The following is an 18,620-nucleotide window of genomic DNA, read 5'->3' on the forward strand; positions in this document are numbered from 1 at the left end:
CAGGAGGTGGACTATATGTATTACTTGGTAGTAAACGTCCCATCACTTCGTAGGAGTAAGAATATGACCTGGTCCAAACCTGCTTACACTGATCTGCGCATCGGTTTCGAAGTCACCATGTACTTCGCCAGCCGTTAATCCGCTGGGTATTACAACGCCTCGGTTCGCCCGGGGCGTTTTTGTTTTGAGCTTTGTTTGATGGAGCGACCATGTTTGTCCAGATCCTAGGTTCCGCCGCCGGCGGCGGTTTCCCGCAGTGGAACTGCAATTGCGTGAACTGCGCAGGCTTTCGTGACGGTAGCCTGAGGGCCCACGCGCGCACCCAGTCGTCCATCGCGATTTCCGATGACGGCGTCAATTGGGTGCTGTGCAATGCCTCGCCGGATATTCGTGCGCAACTGCAAGGCTTCGCGCCCATGCAACCGGGCCGCGCCCTGCGTGACACCGGCATCAGCGCGATCATCCTGATGGACAGCCAGATCGACCACACCACCGGCCTGCTGAGCCTGCGCGAGGGCTGCCCGCACCAAGTGTGGTGCACCGACATGGTCCACGAGGACCTGAGCAGCGGCTTCCCGTTGTTCACCATGCTGACCCATTGGAACGGTGGCCTGGCCTGGAACCGTATCGAATTGGATGCCAGCTTCACCATCCCTGCTTGCCCCAACCTGCGTTTCACTCCGCTGCCCTTGCGCAGCGCGGCGCCGCCCTACTCGCCGCACCGCTTCGACCCACACCCGGGCGACAATATCGGTCTGATCGTCGAAGACCTGCGCACCGGCGGCAAACTCTTCTATGCCCCGGGCCTGGGCAAAGTCGATGCGCCATTGCTGGACATCATGGCCAGCAGCGATTGCCTGCTGGTGGACGGCACGATGTGGGACGACGATGAAATGCAGCGCCGTGGCGTCGGCACCCGTACCGGCCGCGAGATGGGCCACCTGGCACAGAACGGCCCCGGCGGCATGCTGGAAGTGCTTGAGCAGTTGCAACAGCAGCGCAAGGTGCTTATCCACATCAACAACACCAACCCAATCCTCGACGAAGATTCCCCCGAGCGGGCTGAGCTGGTACGGCGCAATGTGGAAGTGGCTTACGACGGCATGAGCATTGAATTGTAGGAGCAAGCGAAATGACTGATACACCGCTGACGCGCGAAGCATTCGAACAGGCCCTGCGGGCCAAGGGCGCCTTCTATCATATTCATCACCCCTACCATGTGGCGATGTACGAAGGCCGCGCCACCCGCGAGCAGATCCAGGGCTGGGTTGCCAACCGCTTCTACTACCAGGTGAACATTCCGCTGAAGGACGCCGCAATCCTGGCCAACTGTCCGGACCGTGAAATCCGTCGCGAGTGGATCCAGCGCCTGCTCGACCACGATGGAGCGCCCGGTGAAGACGGCGGCATCGAAGCCTGGCTGCGCCTGGGCCAGGCCGTGGGTCTGGACCCCGACCAACTGCGTTCCCAGGAACTGGTACTGCCCGGCGTGCGCTTTGCGGTGGACGCTTACGTCAACTTCGCCCGCCGCGCCAGCTGGCAGGAAGCGGCCAGCAGCTCGCTGACCGAACTGTTCGCGCCGCAGATCCACCAGTCGCGCCTCGACAGCTGGCCACAGCATTACCCATGGATCGACCCGGCCGGCTACGAATACTTCCGTACCCGTCTGGGCCAGGCTCGCCGCGATGTGGAACACGGTCTGGCGATTACCCTGCAGCACTACACCACCCGTGAAGGCCAGGAGCGCATGCTGGAAATTCTCCAGTTCAAACTGGACATTCTGTGGAGCATGCTGGACGCCATGAGCATGGCCTATGAACTGAACCGCCCGCCGTATCACAGCGTGACCGACCAGCGGGTGTGGCATAAAGGGATCACCCTATGAGCTTTGATCGCAGCAAGACACCCACCTGGCGTCCGGGTTATCGATTCCAATACGAGCCGGCGCAAAAGGGCCATGTGCTGCTCTATCCCGAGGGCATGATCAAGCTCAACGACAGCGCGGCGTTGATCGGGGGGTTGATCGACGGTGAGCGCGACGTCGCGGCGATCATCGCCGAGCTGGATAAACAGTTCCCCGGCGTGCCAGAGCTGGGTGACGACATCGAGCAATTCATGGAGGTCGCCCGTGCAGAGCACTGGATTACCCTTGCCTGAGAAACCGCCGATTGGTCTGCCGCTTTGGCTGTTGGCTGAGCTGACCTATCGTTGCCCGCTCCAATGTCCGTACTGCTCCAACCCGCTGGACTTCGCCGAGCAGGGCAAGGAGCTGAGCACTGAGCAATGGTTCAAGGTGTTTCGCGAAGCCCGCGAGATGGGCGCCGCGCAACTGGGTTTTTCCGGGGGCGAACCGCTGGTGCGCCAAGACCTTGCGGAGCTGATCGGCGAAGCGCGCAGGCTAGGGTTCTATACCAACCTCATCACCTCCGGCATCGGCCTGACCGAGCAGAAGATCAGCGACTTCAAGAAAGCCGGCCTGGATCATATCCAGATCAGCTTCCAGGCCAGCGACGAACAGGTGAACAACCTGCTGGCCGGCTCGAAAAAAGCCTTTGCGCAAAAGCTGGAAATGGCCCGCGCGGTAAAGGCACATGGCTATCCGATGGTGCTGAACTTCGTCACCCATCGGCACAATATCGACAAGATCGACCGCATTATCGAGCTGTGCATCGCCTTGGAAGCGGATTTCGTCGAACTCGCCACCTGCCAGTTCTACGGCTGGGCGCAGCTCAATCGTGTGGGGCTTTTGCCGACTCGGGAGCAACTGGTACGCGCCGAGCGCATTACCAATGAATACCGCGCCAAGCTCGAAGCCGAAGGCCATCCGTGCAAATTGATCTTCGTAACGCCGGACTACTATGAGGAGCGCCCGAAAGCCTGCATGAACGGCTGGGGCAGTATCTTTCTGACGGTGACGCCGGACGGCACTGCACTGCCTTGTCACGGCGCCCGACAAATGCCGGTGCAATTTCCCAATGTGCGCGACCACAGCATGCAGCACATCTGGTACGACTCTTTCGGTTTCAATCGCTTTCGCGGCTACGACTGGATGCCCGAGCCGTGTCGTTCATGCGATGAGAAGGAAAAAGACTTCGGTGGCTGCCGCTGCCAGGCGTTCATGCTCACGGGCGATGCCAGCAATGCCGACCCGGTGTGCAGCAAGTCCGAGCATCACGGCATCATCCTCAATGCACGGGAAGAAGCCGAACACGCCACCCAGACCATCGAGCAACTGGCCTTTCGCAACGAGCGCAACTCACGGCTCATCGCGAAAGGCTGAAGCCTCAACGCTTGGCGATGATATACACCGCATGGACGATGCCTGGGATGTAACCGCACAGGGTCAGCAGAATATTCAGCCAGAACGCGCCGCCGAAACCTACCTGCAGGAACACACCCAATGGCGGCAACAGAATGGCGATGATGATACGAATGAAATCCATGGGTCAGCTCCAATCAATCGGCTCGTGCGAGCCGTGTAGCTAATCGACCTTGGGTGTTCGTGAGGGTTCAGTGGATCTGGCACGAAGCCATGCGTTAACGATCAGGCAAAAAAACACCCCCAGCCAAAAGAATCAGGCTGGGGGCGTTGCGGATACCGCGAGACGGTTCAGGAATTGGGGTTAAACGGCAATGCCTTTGCGGCACTGCAATTGCGCGGTGCGCACGCGGGAGAAGGCGCGGGCCAGACGCAGGAGCATTTCGTCGATGTTGCTTTTGCTCACGGTCAGCGCGGGGGTGAAGCGCAGGCAGTCGGGCTGTGGCGCGGTGAGGATCAGTCCTTCATGCAATGCCGCGTTGACCACTGCATCCGCGGAGTCTTCCGACAACGTCAGCCCCCATAGCAGGCCTTGTCCGCGCAGGGCGCCATGGTTATAGCGGTAAGCCAGGCGAGCCAGGCCTTCGCTCAGATAGAGGCCGGTCTCACACACCTGCTCAAGAAAACCGTGTTCCAGCACGCTGTTGAGAACGGCGACACCGGCCGCCGCCATCAGCGCATTGCCATGATGGGTGCCTTCCAGCTCGCCGACGTCGAAGCAGCACGCGTTGCCACGCGCCAGCAGCGCCGCCAACGGCACACCGCCGCCCAAGCCCTTGCCCAGGGTGATGATGTCGGCGCGCACGCCATAACGCTGCTCGGCCAGTAATGTTCCGCAACGGCCGATGCCGGTTTGCACCTCGTCGAGGATCAGCAAAATCCCTAATTCCCGGCACAGCCGTTCGACGCCCTTGAGGTAGTGCTCGCTGGCGGGCACCACGCCGGCGCCCTGGATCGGCTCAAGCATGATCGCCACCGTCTGAGCGTCCACGGCCGCGTGCAACGCCGGCAAATCGTTAAATGGCACATGACTGAAGCCTGGCAATTGCGGCTCAAAGCGGTTTTCCTGGGCACCAGCCGAAGCGGCGAGTGCCGCAAAGCTGCGGCCATGTCGAGCGTTGCTCGCACTGATAATGCGATAGGCCCCGCCGCGGTGCAGTTGGCCCCACTTACGCGCCAGCTTGACGGCGGCTTCACACGCCTCCGCGCCGCTATTAAGCAGGTACGCCTGGTCGCTGCCAGTGCGATGGCACAAGCGTTCGACCAAATTGAGTTGCGCACGGTTGTGCAGGGCCATGCCGGGGTTGATCAATGCTTGGGTCTGGTCGGCCAGGGCGTTGATCAACACCTGTGGGCTGTGGCCGAGGCTGTTGGCGGCATTGCCCTGACTGAAATCCAGATAGGCGCGGTCGTCGCTGTCCCACAACCAAGAGCCCTGGCCGCGTACGAACACTTGCGGGGGCTTGGCAACGGTGGGCATCAGCGCATCACTGGACGATTCATCAGGCGCCGAATCCAGTACCAAGTCATCCAGGCTTGGCGCGGGCCGGCGCAAGGTAAACAGATTCACACTTCACCCCCGACAGCAAGCGGATATTGCCCACTCACGACTTGGATGTTTTTTGAGTTGCCTATGTAAACGCTATTAAAAAGAACGCTGCTCATTGCACGATCCGGCCCTGTAAGCCCTGCGAATAGGCGCTAGACTAGGCGCCCCGGCGGCCTTCGGCCATTTCGTTTTTCCAGCTTTTTCGATAAGCAAACCTTATGGATTTTAAGCAACTGCGTTATTTCGTCGCGGTGTATGAAGAAGGCCATGTGGGCCGAGCCGCAGAACGTCTCTCGATCTCTCAGCCGGCGCTGTCGCAGCAGATCCGCCATCTGGAACAGCACTTGGACGTAAGCCTGTTCGAACGCAGCAGCAAACGCCTGCTGCCGACGCTGGCGGCGCACACGCTGTATAACCATGCACTGCCGCTGATCGATGGCATGCAACACGCCGTCGAAGCGTTGCGCAACTTCAAAGGCCAGGCATTGCGCACGTTGGCCATCGGCGTGCTGCAAACCGTGCATACCAGCCTGGTGCCACAGATGCTCGAACGGGTGCGCAAGGCCCAACCGCATCTGGTGGTGCAAATCTACGAATTGACCGGGCTGGAGATTGAACGGCGACTGCTCAACGGCTCGCTGGACATAGGCATCAGCTACCTGCCGCCGCGTCAGCCGGGGTTGCAAGGCGTGTTGCTGTACGAAGATGAGCTGAAGATGGTGATCCCTGAGGATCATCCTTTGCGGGAATTCAAGAAAGTGTCGCTGAAACAGGCGGCTGAGTTGCCGATGTTGCTGCTGGGGGAAGAGTTTCAGATCCGACAAATCTGGCAAGGCCAACTTGCCAACCTCGGGCGGCGCCCGCAGGTACAGGCCGAACTCAATACCATGGTGGGGATTCTCGACAGCTTGCCGCACACCCGGTTGGCCACCGTGCTGCCGGGACGCTCCCAGGACGAACACAACAGTCAGTCACTGCTGTGGAAACCCTTGAGCGAACCAAGGGTGCCCTTGAAAGTCGGGCTGGTGTGTCGCGATGTGCAGCGCCAACAGGCAACGATGGCTTTGTTGCGCACCTTGCTTGAAGACGTGATGAACGCCCCGCAGACGCCCGCCTGACTTTTTCGCGGGCAAAAGAAAACCCCGCCGAAGCGGGGTTTTGCAGACTGTTTCCCTGACATCCATTTCACTCCGCCGTCCTGGCAGAATCCTACGTGTCCGTGTTGTTGCTTTGCGCTTCCTGCGCGACGTCCATGTGAAGTAGATTATCGATGGATCCAATGTGGCGATAGAGGACGATTAGCAGCACGTCATGTAAGAGATTGCTTACACGCCCTCCAAGCCTTTAGAACTGGGCTTCATCCAGCAAAAATAGCGATTCGCTACCGGCTTTTACCGACGCACACAACGAGTGGATACGCGGCAGCAGGCGCGCAAAGTAGAAGCGTGCTGTGCCCAATTTGCTGGCGTAGAAGTCGTCCTCGGTTTCCTTGCCCCATGCGGCCTTGGCCATGCGTGCCCACATATAGGCATAGGCCATGTAACCAAACGCATGCAAATACTCCACCGACGCCGCGCCGATTTCGTTCGGGTTGGTTTTGGCGCGATCGAGCACCCAGGCCGTCAGCTCATCCAGGTTATCCACCGCCGTATTCAACGGACGGATGAACTCGCCCAGCTCAGCCCCGGCGGTCGCGGTGAACTGGCGAACCTCGTCGGCGAACAAACGATAGAACGCGCCGCCGCTGCCAACGATCTTGCGCCCCATCAAGTCCAGGGCCTGGATGCCATTGGTGCCTTCGTAGATTTGGGTGATGCGCACATCGCGCACCAATTGTTCCTGGCCCCATTCGCGAATGTAGCCGTGGCCGCCAAACACTTGCTGACCCAGCACGGTGGTTTCCAGGCCCAAGTCGCTGAGGAACGCCTTGGCCACCGGCGTGAGCAAGGCCACCAGGTTGTCGGCGCGCTCGCGGGCGGCGGCATCGTCGCTGAACTTGGCGATATCCAATTGGGTGGCTACGTAGGTGGAGAACGCACGGCCACCTTCGTTCGACGCTTTCATGGTCAGTAGCATGCGGCGCACGTCGGGATGCACGATGATCGGGTCGGCCACTTTGTCTTTGGCCTGGGCGCCGGTCGGCGCACGGCTTTGCAAGCGGTCACGCGCGTACTCGATGGCGTTCTGGTAGGAACGCTCACCGGACGCCAACCCCTGAATACCTACCCCCAGACGCTCGTAGTTCATCATGGTGAACATCGCCGCCAGACCACGGTTCGGCTCGCCCACCAAATAACCCACGGCTTCGTCGAAGTTCATCACGCAGGTAGCGGACGCCTGGATGCCCATCTTGTGTTCGATGGAGCCGCAGCTCACTGGGTTACGCGCGCCCAGGCTGCCATCGGCATTGACCATGAACTTAGGCACCAGGAACAGCGAGATGCCCTTGGGACCGGCCGGCGCATCGGGCAACTTGGCCAACACCAGGTGGATGATGTTTTCGGTCAGGTCGTGCTCGCCGCCGGTGATAAAGATTTTGGTCCCGCTGACCTTGTAGGAACCGTCCGCCTGCGGCTCGGCCTTGGTGCGGATAATCCCCAGGTCGGTACCGGCATGGGCTTCGGTGAGGCACATGGAACCGGCCCACTCGCCGGAATACATCTTCGGCAGGTAGGTGGCTTTCAAGTCTTCGTTGGCGTGGGTCGCGATCGACACGCAGGCGCCGGAGGTCAGCATCGGGTACAGACCGAACGCCAGGCTCGACGAGTTGATCATCTCTTCAACCTGAGCCGACACCGCCTTGGGCATGCCCATGCCGCCAAACGCGGGGTCGCCACCCACGCCCACCCAACCGCCTTCGGCGTAGGTTTTATAGGCCTGTGGGAAACCATCCGGCGTCGATACCACCGTGTCCGCCCAGCGGCAACCTTGCTCATCACCGCCGCGGCTAAGCGGGGCAATGGATTTGGCGGTAACTTTGCCGGCTTCTTCGAGGATCGCCTCAACGGTTTCGGCATCTACGCTGTCTGCCAACGCCGGCAACTGAGCCCAGGTGTTGGCGACGTCGAACACTTCGTTGAGGACGAAGCGCATATCCCGCAGCGGCGCTTTGTAATCAGCCATGGCAAACCTCGTTAGAACGTAAAAGGTGATTCGGTAGGATCGGTTTTACAGGCCCCGAGTGTAACCGAACAACTTTTGAGACACATAGGGTCTACTTGTGACTGACAGGTATTTTTAAGTCACCCAAGCAAAAAAGCTTCCGCAGGCAGACTCATCAGGCAGTCACTCCCCGCCTCCACCGCCGCACGATGGGTGATGGTGCGCGGCAACAGGCGTTTGAAGTAGAACTCGCAGGTGGCCAACTTGGCCTTGGCGAACTCGCCGTCGCTGTGGGACTGCGCGGCAATGGCCATGCGTAGCCACAAGTAGGCGAGGATGATGTACCCGCTGTACATCAAGTAATCCACAGCCGCCGCGCCCACTTCGTCCGGGTTCTTCATCGCGGCCATGCCCACCTTGGTGGTTAACTCGCCCCATTCCTGGTTCAACTGATTGAGCTGCGCCACATACCCCTTGAGCTGCGGGTGCTCGGCATTCGCAGCGCAGAACTTATGCACGATCTTGGTAAACCCACGCAACAACTTACCTTGGCTGCCCAGCACCTTACGGCCCAGCAGGTCGAGGGCCTGGATGCCGTTGGTGCCTTCGTAGATCGGTGCGATCCGCGCATCCCGCGCCAATTGCTCCATGCCCCATTCGCGGATATAGCCGTGACCGCCGAAGATCTGCATGCCGAGGTTGGTCACCTCCAGCCCGGTATCGGTCATGAAGGCTTTGCAGATCGGCGTGAGGAAGGCCAACAGGTCTTCGGCCTCCTGGCGCTGGGCGGCGTCGTCGCCCAGGTGGGCGGTGTCCAGCAGTTGAGCGGTGAAATAGGCCAGCGCCCGATTGCCTTCGTTGAAGGCCTTCATGGTCAACAGCATGCGCCGCACGTCGGCGTGCACGATGATCGGGTCGGCAGGCTTGTCCGGGGCCTTGGGGCCGGTCAGAGAACGCATTTGCAGGCGGTCATTGGCGTACTTGATCGCGCCCTGGAAACTCGCCTCGCCATTGCACAGCCCCTGCATGCCGGTGCCCAGGCGCGCGTGGTTCATCATGGTGAACATGCAGTTGAGGCCTTTGTTGGCCTCGCCGATCAGAAAGCCTTTGGCGCCGTCGAAGTTCAGCACGCACGTAGCCGAGGCCTTGATGCCCATTTTGTGTTCGATGGAGCCGCAGTGCACCGCATTGCGCTCGCCGGAATCAGCGTGGAACTTGGGCACGATAAACAACGAAATACCTTTGGTACCTGCCGGTGCGTCCGGCAGTTTGGCCAGCACCAGGTGGATGATATTGGCGCTCAGATCGTGCTCGCCGGCCGAGATGAAAATCTTGCTGCCGGTGACGGCGTAGCTGCCGTCCGCCTGGGGCACGGCGCGGGTCTTGATCAGGCCCAGGTCGGTGCCGCAGTGGGCTTCGGTCAGGCACATGGTGCCGGTCCATTCGCCGGCGGTGAGTTTGCTCAGGTAGGTGTCTTTCTGTTCGGCGGTGCCATGGGCGTGGATCGCCGACATGGCGCCGTGAGTCAGGCCGGGGTACATGCCCCACGACGTATTGCTGGAGCCGATCATCTCGCTGAGCACCAGGCCCAGTGATTGCGGCAAGCCTTGACCGCCGTAGGCCGGGTCGGCCGCGACACCGTGCCAGCCACCTTCCACATACTGGGCGAACGCTTCTTTGAAGCCCTTGGGTGTGGTCACAACGCCATTGTCGAAATGGCAGCCCTCTTCATCACCGCTACGGTTGAGCGGCGAGAGCACGTTCTCGCAGAATTTCGCACCTTCTTCGAGGATTGCACTGACCATGTCCGGACTGGCGTCCGTCGCGCCCAATGCCGCGTAGTGACCGTGGAAATCAAACACGTTGTCGATCAGAAAGCGCATGTCGCGCAGGGGAGCTTTGTACTCAGGCATGGCGATGTCTCCGGCGGCAGATCGCTCCAACCTACCGCCGGCCGGCACGCCGTTCAATCACTGTAGGGCCGCTGAATACACCGCCATCACTCAACCGGCAGCGCTCTGGGTGCGTACCGCGCCACGGCGGTTCTGGCCGGCCGCGATCACACAGTTACGTCCCGCGCCCTTGGCCGCGTACAGCGCCTGGTCGGCGGATTTGAGCACTTCTTCCGGCGTGCGCTGCTCCATCTGACGCTCGGCCACACCGATGCTGACCGTCACCGAGACACTCGACGCCCCGCTACCCGCCCGACGTTGACGGCCCTGTTGGTCATCCTGCGGGCGGTCCGAGTTGCGCAGCTTGATATCGTAGTTGGCGACGATCTCGCGGATTTCCTCCAGGTGCGGCATGCACTCATCCAGGGTCTTGCCGGCGAATACCACGGCAAACTCTTCCCCGCCGTAACGGTACGCGCGCCCGCCGCCGTTGACCTTGGACAGCTTGCTCGCCACCAGGCGCAACACCTGATCGCCCACATCATGGCCGTGGGTGTCGTTGAAGCGCTTGAAGTGATCGACGTCGGTCATCGCCAGCACATAGTTGCGCCCTAGGCGCTGCATGCGCTCGTTGAGGGCCCGCCGCCCGGGTAGGCCGGTCAACTCGTCACGGAACGCCATTTGATACGCCTCATGGGCCACGCCGGCGGCGATCATCAACATGACCTGGCTGCACATGATGTTCAGGGTGAACGGCAGGATGAACGTTTGCGGCAGCATCCAGAACAACCCCATCACACCCACCAATTGCGCCGCATGCAGCGGACGCGGCTGGTACCAGTACTGCGCGGCAAGGGTGACGAAACCAATCAGAAACATCGGGTATGACAGTTGAATCAAGCTCATCCAGTTGCCATGCAGCGCCGGCCAGCGAATTTCCGCCAGCCAGTTCAGCAGCGCCTGGGGATAACTTTGCTCCAAGGCCAGCGCGACACTGCCGACGGCCAGCAGCACGGCGCAGCGTGCGACAAAGTCGCGGAACAGATGGGTTTTTTCCTGCCACAGCGCATAAATGCTGAACAGCAACGGCAACAACAGGCAGCACAGATGAAACACCACCGCCGCGTCTTCACGCACGCGGCCGTTATCGCGGTAGTAATCGGTCTGGGTATCGAGCAGGAAGTAAGCGACGTACACCGTGATCATCAGAAACAGTTCGCGCTGACGGCGGTACACCGCGCAATACGAGCCGCCGAGCAACAGCACCAGGGTCGGCAACACGTTGAACAACGACGTGAAGAACACGTTGAGGTCCTTGACGTACGCAGCCGAGAGCCCGGCCAGTAAAAGCAGCAACGAAGGAAGGAAATGGCTGAAACGTACAGCGGACACGCGTGACAAGGGTAAAGCTCCGACCCGCAAAAAGTAATGGCACTTTGCCGTAGCGCAAACAGTTAAGCACACCTTGCGCGGGATGCGTCACATTGCCATCACTGTAACGGCAGCCAGGCGCAATCCCTGAGCGCTGAGCTGCGTTTTTTAACCGTCGAAAAAAAACCGCCGCAGCCTGTGGGCTGCGGCGGTTTCCAAGAAACCCGGTAAGGCTTAGTAAGCCAGGCCGAAGTTTTCTTCTTTCATATCCATCAGGTTGCTGGCGCCCGACAGCATGGTAGCCACATGAGTACGAGTACGCGGCAGGATGCGCTGGAAGTAGAAGCGCGCGGTCTGCAACTTGGCGGTGTAGAACGCCTCGTCGGTAGTCCCGGCGGCCAGCTTTTCAGCGGCAACCCGTGCCATATCGGCCCAGAAGTAAGCCAGGCAGGCGTAGCCGGAGTACATCAGGTAGTCCACCGACGCGGCCCCGACTTCTTCACGGTCTTTCATCGCCGCCATGCCGACCTTCATGGTCAGTTCGCCCCACTCTTTGTTCAAAGCCGCCAGCGGTGCGACAAACTCGCTGACCGCTTCGTTGCCTTCGTTGGCCTGGCAGAACTTGTGCACGATCTTGGTAAAGCCCTTGAGCGCTTCGCCTTGAGTCATCAGCACTTTACGACCCAGCAGGTCCAGGGCCTGGATGCCGGTGGTGCCTTCGTACAGCATCGAAATGCGGCTGTCGCGAACGTTCTGCTCCATGCCCCACTCGGCGATGAAGCCGTGGCCGCCGTAGATCTGCACACCGTGGTTGGCGGATTCAAAACCGACTTCGGTCATGAACGCCTTGGCGATCGGGGTCATAAAGGCCAGCAGGCCATCGGCCTGTTTCTTGGCTTCGTCGTCGGTGCCGTACTTGACGATGTCCACTTGCTTGGCGGTGAAGTACACCATCGCACGGTTGCCTTCGGCGAAGGCTTTCATGGTCAGCAGCATGCGACGAACGTCAGGGTGCACGATGATCGGATCAGCGGCCTTGTCCGGCGCTTTCGGGCCCGTCAGGGAACGCATTTGCAGGCGATCGCGAGCGTATTTCAGGCCGCCCTGGAAGCCGATCTCGGCGTGGGCCAGGCCTTGCAGCGCGGTGCCCAGGCGAGCGGTGTTCATAAAGGTGAACATGCAGTTCAGACCTTTGTTCGCCGGGCCGATCAGGAAACCGGTGGCCGCGTCGAAGTTCATCACGCAAGTGGCGTTACCGTGGATGCCCATCTTGTGTTCCAGGGAACCACAGCTCACCGCGTTGCGCTGGCCGATGGTGCCATCGGCATTCGGCAGGAACTTGGGCACGATAAACAGCGAGATGCCTTTGGTGCCGGCCGGCGCGTCCGGCAGGCGGGCCAGCACGATGTGCACGATGTTATCGGCCATGTCGTGTTCACCAGCCGAGATGAAGATCTTGGTGCCAGAGACTTTGTAGGAGCCGTCGGCCTGTGGCTCGGCCTTGGTGCGCAGCATGCCCAGGTCGGTGCCGCAGTGCGGCTCGGTCAGGCACATGGTGCCGGTCCATTCGCCCGACACCAGCTTGGTCAGGTACGCCTCTTGTTGCTCGGGCGTGCCGTGCTCGGAAATGGTGTTCATGGCGCCATGCGACAGGCCTGGGTACATGCCCCACGACCAGTTGGCTTCGCCGACCATCTCGCTGACTGCCAGGCCCAGGGATTCCGGCAAGCCTTGGCCGCCGTGCTCCACGTCGTGGGCCAGGCTTGGCCAGCCGCCTTCGACGAACTGTTTGTAGGCTTCTTTGAAACCGGTTGGGGTTTTAACGCCCGACTCACTCCAGGTGCACCCTTCCAGGTCGCCCACGCGGTTCAGCGGTGCCAGCACTTGCTCACAAAACTTGGCGCCTTCTTCAAGGATGGCGTCGACCATGTCCGGGGTAGCGTCCTGGCAAGCCGGCAGGCTCTGATAGTGCGCTTCATAGCCAAGCAGTTCGTCACGAACGAAGCGAATATCACGCAAGGGGGCCTTGTAGTCAGGCATAGCGATAAACCTCTGCTGATGTATCTGGAATGAACAACCGCGTGGATGAACTGTGGCGGTCAAACAGGTGTTTGAAACATACGTTTACGACCTGGGGATGTCAAGCACCGCTCGGATGCCGTTTGTCATGACGGGCATCAATGCCACGCACGGCAATGCTTGCGGCACGACGCCACAGGGGGTGAGTGTAGGAAATCATTAAGAAAGACGCGCGGTAAGCGAACTCATGCGCGTGGGACTGAGGGCAGTCACGAGTGTGACCGCCTCACTAGATCGGGAGAGATTAGGTATTCAGATGTCGGGCTGCTACGCAGGCCCGCTCAACAGCAAAAGTGCGGGCTAAGCGTAGGTGTCGATCAACGTACCGAGCATTTCATCCGAAGCCTTGGCAACTTTGACACCCAGCTCCACCTGAAACTTACCCTCGGCCATTTCGACCATATTGCTCGCCGAGTTGGACGGCTGGGCCCGGTCGTTGGCGCGCAGCCGGTCAACCTGTGCATCCGACGGCTGAGTCGTTGCGGCGCTGGCGATTTTACCGGCGGCCTGGTCGACGCGGTTCTGCCCCGTCTGAATGGTGCTCAGGCCCGAATAAAACGCACTGCTTCCTGAGATTTCCATGGCGTTAACCTGCCTTTAGAGAATCGTGAGCCCCGATTGAACCAGAGATCGTGGCAAAACACCCGTCAATAACACTAATGGCACAATGCCTTGCTGATAGCCAAAATCAGTCAAGCAGGTCCAATTGCAGGTAGTCGGCTACTGCCTCAGCCGTGGCCTGCTTGAGCTTGGGCACGCGCCCCAGGCATGGCGCGGGCAAGCGTTCGGCGAGGGTGGCAAGGTTTTCTTCCAGACGGGAGGTCTTGGGGTCGATGATATTGGCCACCCATCCCGCCAGCGGCAAACCGTCCCGCGCAATGGCTTCGGCGGTTAGCAAGGCATGGCTGATACAGCCCAGGCGTACGCCGACCACCAGGATCACCGGCAGCTTGAGCGCAATGGCCAGATCCGACAGGTTGGCCTGGTCGGTCAATGGCACGCGCCAGCCGCCCGCTCCTTCGATCAAGGTGAAATCGGCCTGCCGCGCCAAAACCTGTTGCATGGGTTTGAGCAGCGATTGCACCGTCAGCGCAACGCCCGCCTCCCGCGCGGCCAAATGCGGAGCGATGGCCGGTTCGAACGCCAGTGGGTTGACCTCGGCGTAACTCAGCGGCACCGAGCACTCGGCCAATAGCGCCAACGCATCGGCATTGCGCAAGCCCTTGCTTGTCACGCTACACCCGGACGCCACCGGCTTGCCCGCCGCCGTGCTCTTGCCGGCCTGCCGGGCCGCGTGTAGCAGGCCGGCGGCGATGGTGGTCTTGCCGACATCGGTATCGGTGCCGGTAATGAAATAAGCGGCGCTCATAGAGGTTTCTCCAGTACGGCATACACCACTTGGTAAGTCGCCGGCAGGCCCTGGGCCTGACGGAACTGCTCATACGCCTGGATCAGTGCAGCAACGCGCGCGCGGCCCGTCAAGCCGCCTGGCCGACCGGGGTTCAGATTGTGCGCACCGAGCGCCTTGAGTTCGTGGGTCAGGCTGCGCACGTCCGGGTAGTGCAGCACGTGGGGCTGGCGTTCCAGACACCGCACACGCAAACCGCTGGCGTCGCACAGTTGCCGATACGTGTCGAAGGTACGGAATCGATTGACGTGCACCAGACCATCGGCGGCGCGCCAGCTTTCGCGCAGTTCCTCCAAGGTCCCCACGCACAGACTCGCGAACGCCAGCACCCCGCCCGGCTGCAACACGCGGTGGGCCTCGCTGAGCACCGCATCGAAATGGGCACACCATTGCACCGCCAGGCTGGAGAAGATCAGGTCGCAGCTTTCATTCTTCAGCGGCAGCCGTTCGGCATCTCCGGCGATGAAGTGCGCCGCGCCGCCCAATGGCCGCGCGTGATTGAGCATACCTTCTGCGATATCCAACGCCACGCCGTGGCTGTCGGGCAACCGCTCACCCAACGCTCGACTGAAATAACCGGTGCCGCAGCCCATATCCAGCCAACGCGCTGGCGCGATACCGGCCGGCAAACGCGCCAGTAATTCGCCGCCCACCGCCCGTTGCAACTCGGCAACGCTGTCGTAACTGGCCGCCGCGCGCGAGAAAGACGCCGCCACCTGGCGTTTGTCCGGCAAAGTGCCGGGCAGCGGGGGAAGGGATAAATCAGTCATCTACGCACTCATGCAAAAAAGCCTGGATGGCCGCCGCAACACCGTGGGGGTCTTCCAGAAGAAAAGCGTGGCCGGCCTGTTCAATCAGGCCGATTTCAACATCGGGCAGCAGGGCCAGCAGTTCGCTGGCGGCTTCGGCGGGCACCAACTCGTCCAGGCCGCCAAACAGGTGCAATTGCGGCCCGCGATAAGCCAGCAACGCATCGCGGGTGTCCAATTGCGCGAGCAGCTCAAGGCCGGTCATCAATACGGTGGAAGGCGTAATCGGCGCACCACTGACCAACAAGCGCGCCAGACCGCGCGGGTCGTCGGCGCCCTTGGCACACAACAAGCCGAAGCGTTTGAGGGTGACCTGGGAGTCGGCGTGGCAACCGGCGAGGAAGGCATCGAACGTTTCAGCGGGCATCGCGCTGGGCCAGTGGTCATGGGCGACAAAACAAGGGTTGCTCGCCAGCGTCAGGAGCCCGCAGCAACGCGTGCCGCGCCGCGCGGCCAGCTCGGCGGCGAGCATTCCACCGAGGGACCAACCGCCCAGCCAGGCGTTGTCCGGCAGCGTGGCGTCGAGCTCGTCGAGCCACTCATTCAGGTCGCTGGAGTCCAGCGCAGGCAGCGGTTCGATATGCACCTGCAAGTGCTCATCCAAGCCACGCAAGGCAGCGGCCAACGGCTCCAGCGGTGAAACGCCGAGGCCCCAGCCCGGCAGCAAGATCAATCGATCACGCACGGTCGGGCTCCCGCAAACAGGCTTGCAACGCCTCTAACAATTGCTGCACCTGCGCCGCGGTGTGGGCGGCGGTCAGCGTCACACGCAAACGCGCACTGCCGGCGGGCACGGTGGGCGGGCGGATCGCGGTGACCATCAGGCCGCGCTCGCGCAGCATCCGGGACAAGCGCATCGCCCTGGCGCTGTCGCCGATCAGGATCGGCTGGATCGGCGTAAAGCTGGGCATCAAGTCCAAACCTAGCTGCTCGGCCCCCGCGCGGAATTGACGGATCAGTGAGTCAAGGTGCTCGCGGCGCCAGTGTTCGGTGCGCAGCAGCTCCAGGCTTTTCAACGTGGCGCAGGCCAGCGCGGGCGGTTGGCTGGTGGTGTAGATGTACGGCCGGGCGAACTGGATCAGGCTCTCGATCAGGTCATCACTGCCCGCCACAAACGCACCGGCGGTGCCGAACGCTTTGCCCAGGGTGCCGACCAGTACCGGCACATCGTCCTGGCTCAGGCCGAAATGCTCGACAATCCCGCCGCCGTTGGCGCCCAGCGGGCCGAAGCCGTGGGCGTCATCCACCATCAGCCAGGCGCCTTTGGCTCTGGCGGCGCGGGCCAGTGCGGGCAGGTCCGCGAGATCGCCGTCCATGCTGAACACGCCGTCGGTCACCACCAGGGTGTTGCCGGTGGCTTTTTCCAGGCGCGTGGCCAGGCTGGAGGCGTCGTTATGCAGGTAACGATTGAACCGCGCCCCGGACAACAGCCCCGCATCCAGCAACGACGCATGGTTGAGGCGGTCTTCAAGCACGGTATCGCCCTGCCCCACCAGCGCCGTAACCGCGCCGAGGTTGGCCATGTAGCCGGTGGTAAACAGCAGCGCCCGTGGGCGACCGGTCAGGTCGGCCAGGGCCTCTTCCAGTTCATGGTGCGGCGTGGCATGGCCGACCACCAAGTGCGAAGCGCCACCGCCTACGCCCCAGCGTGCCGCACCAGCGCGCCAGGCTTCGATCACCTGCGGGTGATTGGCCAGGCCCAGGTAATCGTTGTTACAGAACGCAAGCAAGGGTTGGCCGTCTACCACCACCTGCGGGCCTTGAGGGCTGGCAAGCAACGGCCGTTGGCGATAAAGGTGTTGGGCACGGCGGGCAGCGAGGCGCGCGGCGAGTTCGAAAGACATGCTGGCCTCGGTTTGGCAGGTTTAACTCGGTCAAAATGTGAGAGGGCGCTTGCTCCCGATGAGGGTGTGCCAGCCAGTGCATGTAATGACTGACCCACCGCTATCGGGGGCAAGCCCCCTTCCACATTTGGATCGCACTTCAATTAAACGACGGCGTTGTAGAACTGCTCGCTGCTTTTCTGCTCCACCAATGCCTGTTCGATCGCCGCCTGATGCACCTCATCGGCGTGCTCTTCGCGAGCCTCCGGCTGGATGCCCAGGCGCGCGAACAGTTGCATGTCCTTGTCAGCCTGCGGGTTGGCGGTGGTCAGCAGTTTGTCGCCGTAGAAGATCGAGTTGGCGCCGGCGAAAAACGCCAGGGCCTGCATCTGCTCGTTCATGGCTTCGCGGCCGGCCGACAAGCGCACATGGGATGTAGGCATCAGGATGCGCGCCACCGCCAGCATGCGAATAAAGTCGAACGGGTCGATGTCATCGGCATTTTCCAGCGGCGTACCGGCCACCTTCACCAGCATGTTGATCGGCACCGACTCGGGATGCTCTGGCAGGTTGGCCAGTTGGATCAGCAGGTTGGCGCGGTCGTCGAGGGACTCGCCCATGCCGAGAATGCCGCCGGAACAGATCTTCATCCCCGACTCGCGCACGTAGGCCAGGGTCTGCAGACGCTCGCTGTAGGTGCGGGTGGTGATGATCGAGCCGTAGAACTCCGGCGAGGTGTCGAGGTTGTGGTTGTAATAGTCGAGGCCCGCCTCGGCCAACGCGGCGGTCTGGTCCTGATCGAGCCGACCGAGGGTCATGCAGGTCTCCAGGCCCATGGCCTTGACGCCTTTGACCATCTGCAGCACGTAGGGCATGTCTTTGGCCGATGGGTGCTTCCACGCGGCGCCCATGCAGAACCGGGTCGAGCCGATGGCCTTGGCGCGCGCGGCCTCTTCGAGGACCTTCTGCACTTCCATCAGCTTTTCTTTTTCCAGGCCGGTGTTGTAGTGGCCCGACTGCGGACAATATTTGCAATCTTCCGGGCAGGCGCCGGTTTTGATCGACAGCAGGGTCGACACCTGCACGCGGTTAGCGTCGAAATGCGCGCGGTGCACGGTCTGCGCCTGGAACAACAGGTCATTGAAGGGCTGTACGAACAGCGCTTTGACTTCGGCTAACGACCAGTCGTGACGCAGGTGGGCGGTGGTGCTGGCGCTCATGGGCGGTTCCTTGATTATGCTTTGGCAAACGCTGCGGGCATGCAATAC

At 61.4% G+C, this 18,620-nt stretch carries 18 protein-coding genes; 6 read left to right on the forward strand and 12 right to left on the reverse strand.

The annotated features are described in order from the left end of the window. Positions 1 to 63 precede the first annotated feature (63 nt). The 5 genes from pqqA (at position 64) to pqqE (ending at position 3,280) form a co-directional block, all read left to right on the forward strand. Entirely contained in the window at positions 64 to 138 is a 75-nt protein-coding gene (gene pqqA, locus QRN41_RS24310; protein WP_003194766.1) for a pyrroloquinoline quinone precursor peptide PqqA, read from the forward strand. Between the two features lie 71 nt (positions 139 to 209). Continuing rightward, a complete protein-coding gene (gene pqqB, locus QRN41_RS24315) occupies positions 210 to 1,121 on the forward strand; it encodes a pyrroloquinoline quinone biosynthesis protein PqqB (RefSeq protein WP_167417632.1) in 912 nt (303 codons plus the stop codon). Between the two features lie 11 nt (positions 1,122 to 1,132). Further along, entirely contained in the window at positions 1,133 to 1,885 is a 753-nt protein-coding gene (gene pqqC, locus QRN41_RS24320) for a pyrroloquinoline-quinone synthase PqqC (protein WP_034139565.1), read from the forward strand. Continuing rightward, positions 1,882 to 2,157: a pyrroloquinoline quinone biosynthesis peptide chaperone PqqD gene (gene pqqD, locus QRN41_RS24325; RefSeq protein WP_034101097.1), complete on the forward strand. Its 276-nt coding sequence runs from the start codon at positions 1,882 to 1,884 to the stop codon at positions 2,155 to 2,157. Before pqqC ends, pqqD begins: the two co-directional genes overlap by 4 nt. Further along, positions 2,150 to 3,280, forward strand: a complete 1,131-nt coding sequence (gene pqqE, locus QRN41_RS24330; protein ID WP_034115288.1) for a pyrroloquinoline quinone biosynthesis protein PqqE — start codon at positions 2,150 to 2,152, stop codon at positions 3,278 to 3,280. Before pqqD ends, pqqE begins: the two co-directional genes overlap by 8 nt. A 4-nt stretch (positions 3,281 to 3,284) precedes the next feature. Here the strand turns inward: pqqE and QRN41_RS24335 are convergent, their stop codons facing one another. Next, positions 3,285 to 3,443, reverse strand: a complete 159-nt coding sequence (locus QRN41_RS24335; protein ID WP_003228885.1) for a YqaE/Pmp3 family membrane protein — start codon at positions 3,441 to 3,443, stop codon at positions 3,285 to 3,287. A 180-nt stretch (positions 3,444 to 3,623) separates the two neighbouring features. Next, entirely contained in the window at positions 3,624 to 4,889 is a 1,266-nt protein-coding gene (locus QRN41_RS24340) for an aspartate aminotransferase family protein (protein ID WP_167417633.1), read from the reverse strand. Between the two features lie 197 nt (positions 4,890 to 5,086). On the opposite strand from QRN41_RS24340, the gene QRN41_RS24345 reads away from it, so the two are divergent. Further along, a complete protein-coding gene (locus QRN41_RS24345; RefSeq protein ID WP_167417634.1) occupies positions 5,087 to 5,986 on the forward strand; it encodes a LysR family transcriptional regulator in 900 nt (299 codons plus the stop codon). A gap of 226 nt (positions 5,987 to 6,212) precedes the next feature. Here the strand turns inward: QRN41_RS24345 and QRN41_RS24350 are convergent, their stop codons facing one another. From QRN41_RS24350 to bioB, 10 genes are all read right to left on the reverse strand, one after another. Next, positions 6,213 to 7,991: an acyl-CoA dehydrogenase C-terminal domain-containing protein gene (locus QRN41_RS24350; RefSeq protein ID WP_094064221.1), complete on the reverse strand. Its 1,779-nt coding sequence runs from the start codon at positions 7,989 to 7,991 to the stop codon at positions 6,213 to 6,215. A gap of 119 nt (positions 7,992 to 8,110) precedes the next feature. Next, a complete protein-coding gene (locus QRN41_RS24355; RefSeq protein WP_123479331.1) occupies positions 8,111 to 9,883 on the reverse strand; it encodes an acyl-CoA dehydrogenase C-terminal domain-containing protein in 1,773 nt (590 codons plus the stop codon). Between the two features lie 90 nt (positions 9,884 to 9,973). Next, positions 9,974 to 11,263, reverse strand: coding sequence for a GGDEF domain-containing protein (locus QRN41_RS24360; protein WP_167417636.1), 1,290 nt, complete (start codon positions 11,261 to 11,263; stop codon positions 9,974 to 9,976). Positions 11,264 to 11,467: 204 nt separating this feature from the next. Continuing rightward, positions 11,468 to 13,273 carry a phenylacyl-CoA dehydrogenase gene (locus QRN41_RS24365; RefSeq protein ID WP_034101105.1) on the reverse strand — a complete coding sequence of 602 codons (1,806 nt, stop codon included), beginning with the start codon at positions 13,271 to 13,273 and terminating at the stop codon, positions 11,468 to 11,470. Between the two features lie 339 nt (positions 13,274 to 13,612). Next, complete coding sequence (locus tag QRN41_RS24370; protein WP_034101107.1) at positions 13,613 to 13,894, reverse strand: hypothetical protein; 282 nt, start codon at positions 13,892 to 13,894, stop codon at positions 13,613 to 13,615. A gap of 106 nt (positions 13,895 to 14,000) precedes the next feature. Then, positions 14,001 to 14,681, reverse strand: coding sequence for a dethiobiotin synthase (gene bioD, locus QRN41_RS24375; RefSeq protein ID WP_167417637.1), 681 nt, complete (start codon positions 14,679 to 14,681; stop codon positions 14,001 to 14,003). Further along, complete coding sequence (bioC, locus tag QRN41_RS24380; protein WP_094064226.1) at positions 14,678 to 15,490, reverse strand: malonyl-ACP O-methyltransferase BioC; 813 nt, start codon at positions 15,488 to 15,490, stop codon at positions 14,678 to 14,680. The genes bioD and bioC overlap by 4 nt, the downstream gene beginning before the upstream one ends. After that, positions 15,483 to 16,214: an alpha/beta fold hydrolase gene (locus QRN41_RS24385; RefSeq protein WP_167417638.1), complete on the reverse strand. Its 732-nt coding sequence runs from the start codon at positions 16,212 to 16,214 to the stop codon at positions 15,483 to 15,485. Before QRN41_RS24385 ends, bioC begins: the two co-directional genes overlap by 8 nt. Continuing rightward, the gene (gene bioF, locus QRN41_RS24390; protein ID WP_167417639.1) at positions 16,207 to 17,373 is read right to left on the reverse strand and encodes an 8-amino-7-oxononanoate synthase; all 1,167 of its coding nucleotides are present in this window, start codon (positions 17,371 to 17,373) and stop codon (positions 16,207 to 16,209) included. Before bioF ends, QRN41_RS24385 begins: the two co-directional genes overlap by 8 nt. Before the next feature lie 143 nt (positions 17,374 to 17,516). After that, positions 17,517 to 18,572 (reverse strand): biotin synthase BioB, encoded by a 1,056-nt coding sequence (gene bioB, locus QRN41_RS24395; RefSeq protein ID WP_034101112.1) that lies wholly within the window; start codon positions 18,570 to 18,572, stop codon positions 17,517 to 17,519. Between the last annotated feature and the right edge of the window lie 48 nt (positions 18,573 to 18,620).

This window comes from Pseudomonas sp. efr-133-TYG-23, assembly GCF_030209215.1.
Lineage (GTDB): Bacteria > Pseudomonadota > Gammaproteobacteria > Pseudomonadales > Pseudomonadaceae > Aquipseudomonas > Aquipseudomonas rhodesiae.

Excerpts from the sequence above, each read along its gene's own strand:
- pqqB (WP_167417632.1), top strand. The coding sequence starts at position 210 with ATGTTTGTCCAGATCCTAGGTTCCGCCGCCGGCGGCGGTTTCCCGCAG.
- pqqC (WP_034139565.1), top strand. The coding sequence starts at position 1,133 with ATGACTGATACACCGCTGACGCGCGAAGCATTCGAACAGGCCCTGCGG.
- pqqD (WP_034101097.1), top strand. The coding sequence starts at position 1,882 with ATGAGCTTTGATCGCAGCAAGACACCCACCTGGCGTCCGGGTTATCGA.
- QRN41_RS24335 (WP_003228885.1), bottom strand. The coding sequence starts at position 3,443 with ATGGATTTCATTCGTATCATCATCGCCATTCTGTTGCCGCCATTGGGT.
- QRN41_RS24345 (WP_167417634.1), top strand. The coding sequence starts at position 5,087 with ATGGATTTTAAGCAACTGCGTTATTTCGTCGCGGTGTATGAAGAAGGC.
- QRN41_RS24350 (WP_094064221.1), bottom strand. The coding sequence starts at position 7,991 with ATGGCTGATTACAAAGCGCCGCTGCGGGATATGCGCTTCGTCCTCAAC.
- QRN41_RS24355 (WP_123479331.1), bottom strand. The coding sequence starts at position 9,883 with ATGCCTGAGTACAAAGCTCCCCTGCGCGACATGCGCTTTCTGATCGAC.
- QRN41_RS24365 (WP_034101105.1), bottom strand. The coding sequence starts at position 13,273 with ATGCCTGACTACAAGGCCCCCTTGCGTGATATTCGCTTCGTTCGTGAC.
- QRN41_RS24370 (WP_034101107.1), bottom strand. The coding sequence starts at position 13,894 with ATGGAAATCTCAGGAAGCAGTGCGTTTTATTCGGGCCTGAGCACCATT.
- bioD (WP_167417637.1), bottom strand. The coding sequence starts at position 14,681 with ATGAGCGCCGCTTATTTCATTACCGGCACCGATACCGATGTCGGCAAG.
- bioC (WP_094064226.1), bottom strand. The coding sequence starts at position 15,490 with ATGACTGATTTATCCCTTCCCCCGCTGCCCGGCACTTTGCCGGACAAA.
- bioF (WP_167417639.1), bottom strand. The coding sequence starts at position 17,373 with ATGTCTTTCGAACTCGCCGCGCGCCTCGCTGCCCGCCGTGCCCAACAC.
- bioB (WP_034101112.1), bottom strand. The coding sequence starts at position 18,572 with ATGAGCGCCAGCACCACCGCCCACCTGCGTCACGACTGGTCGTTAGCC.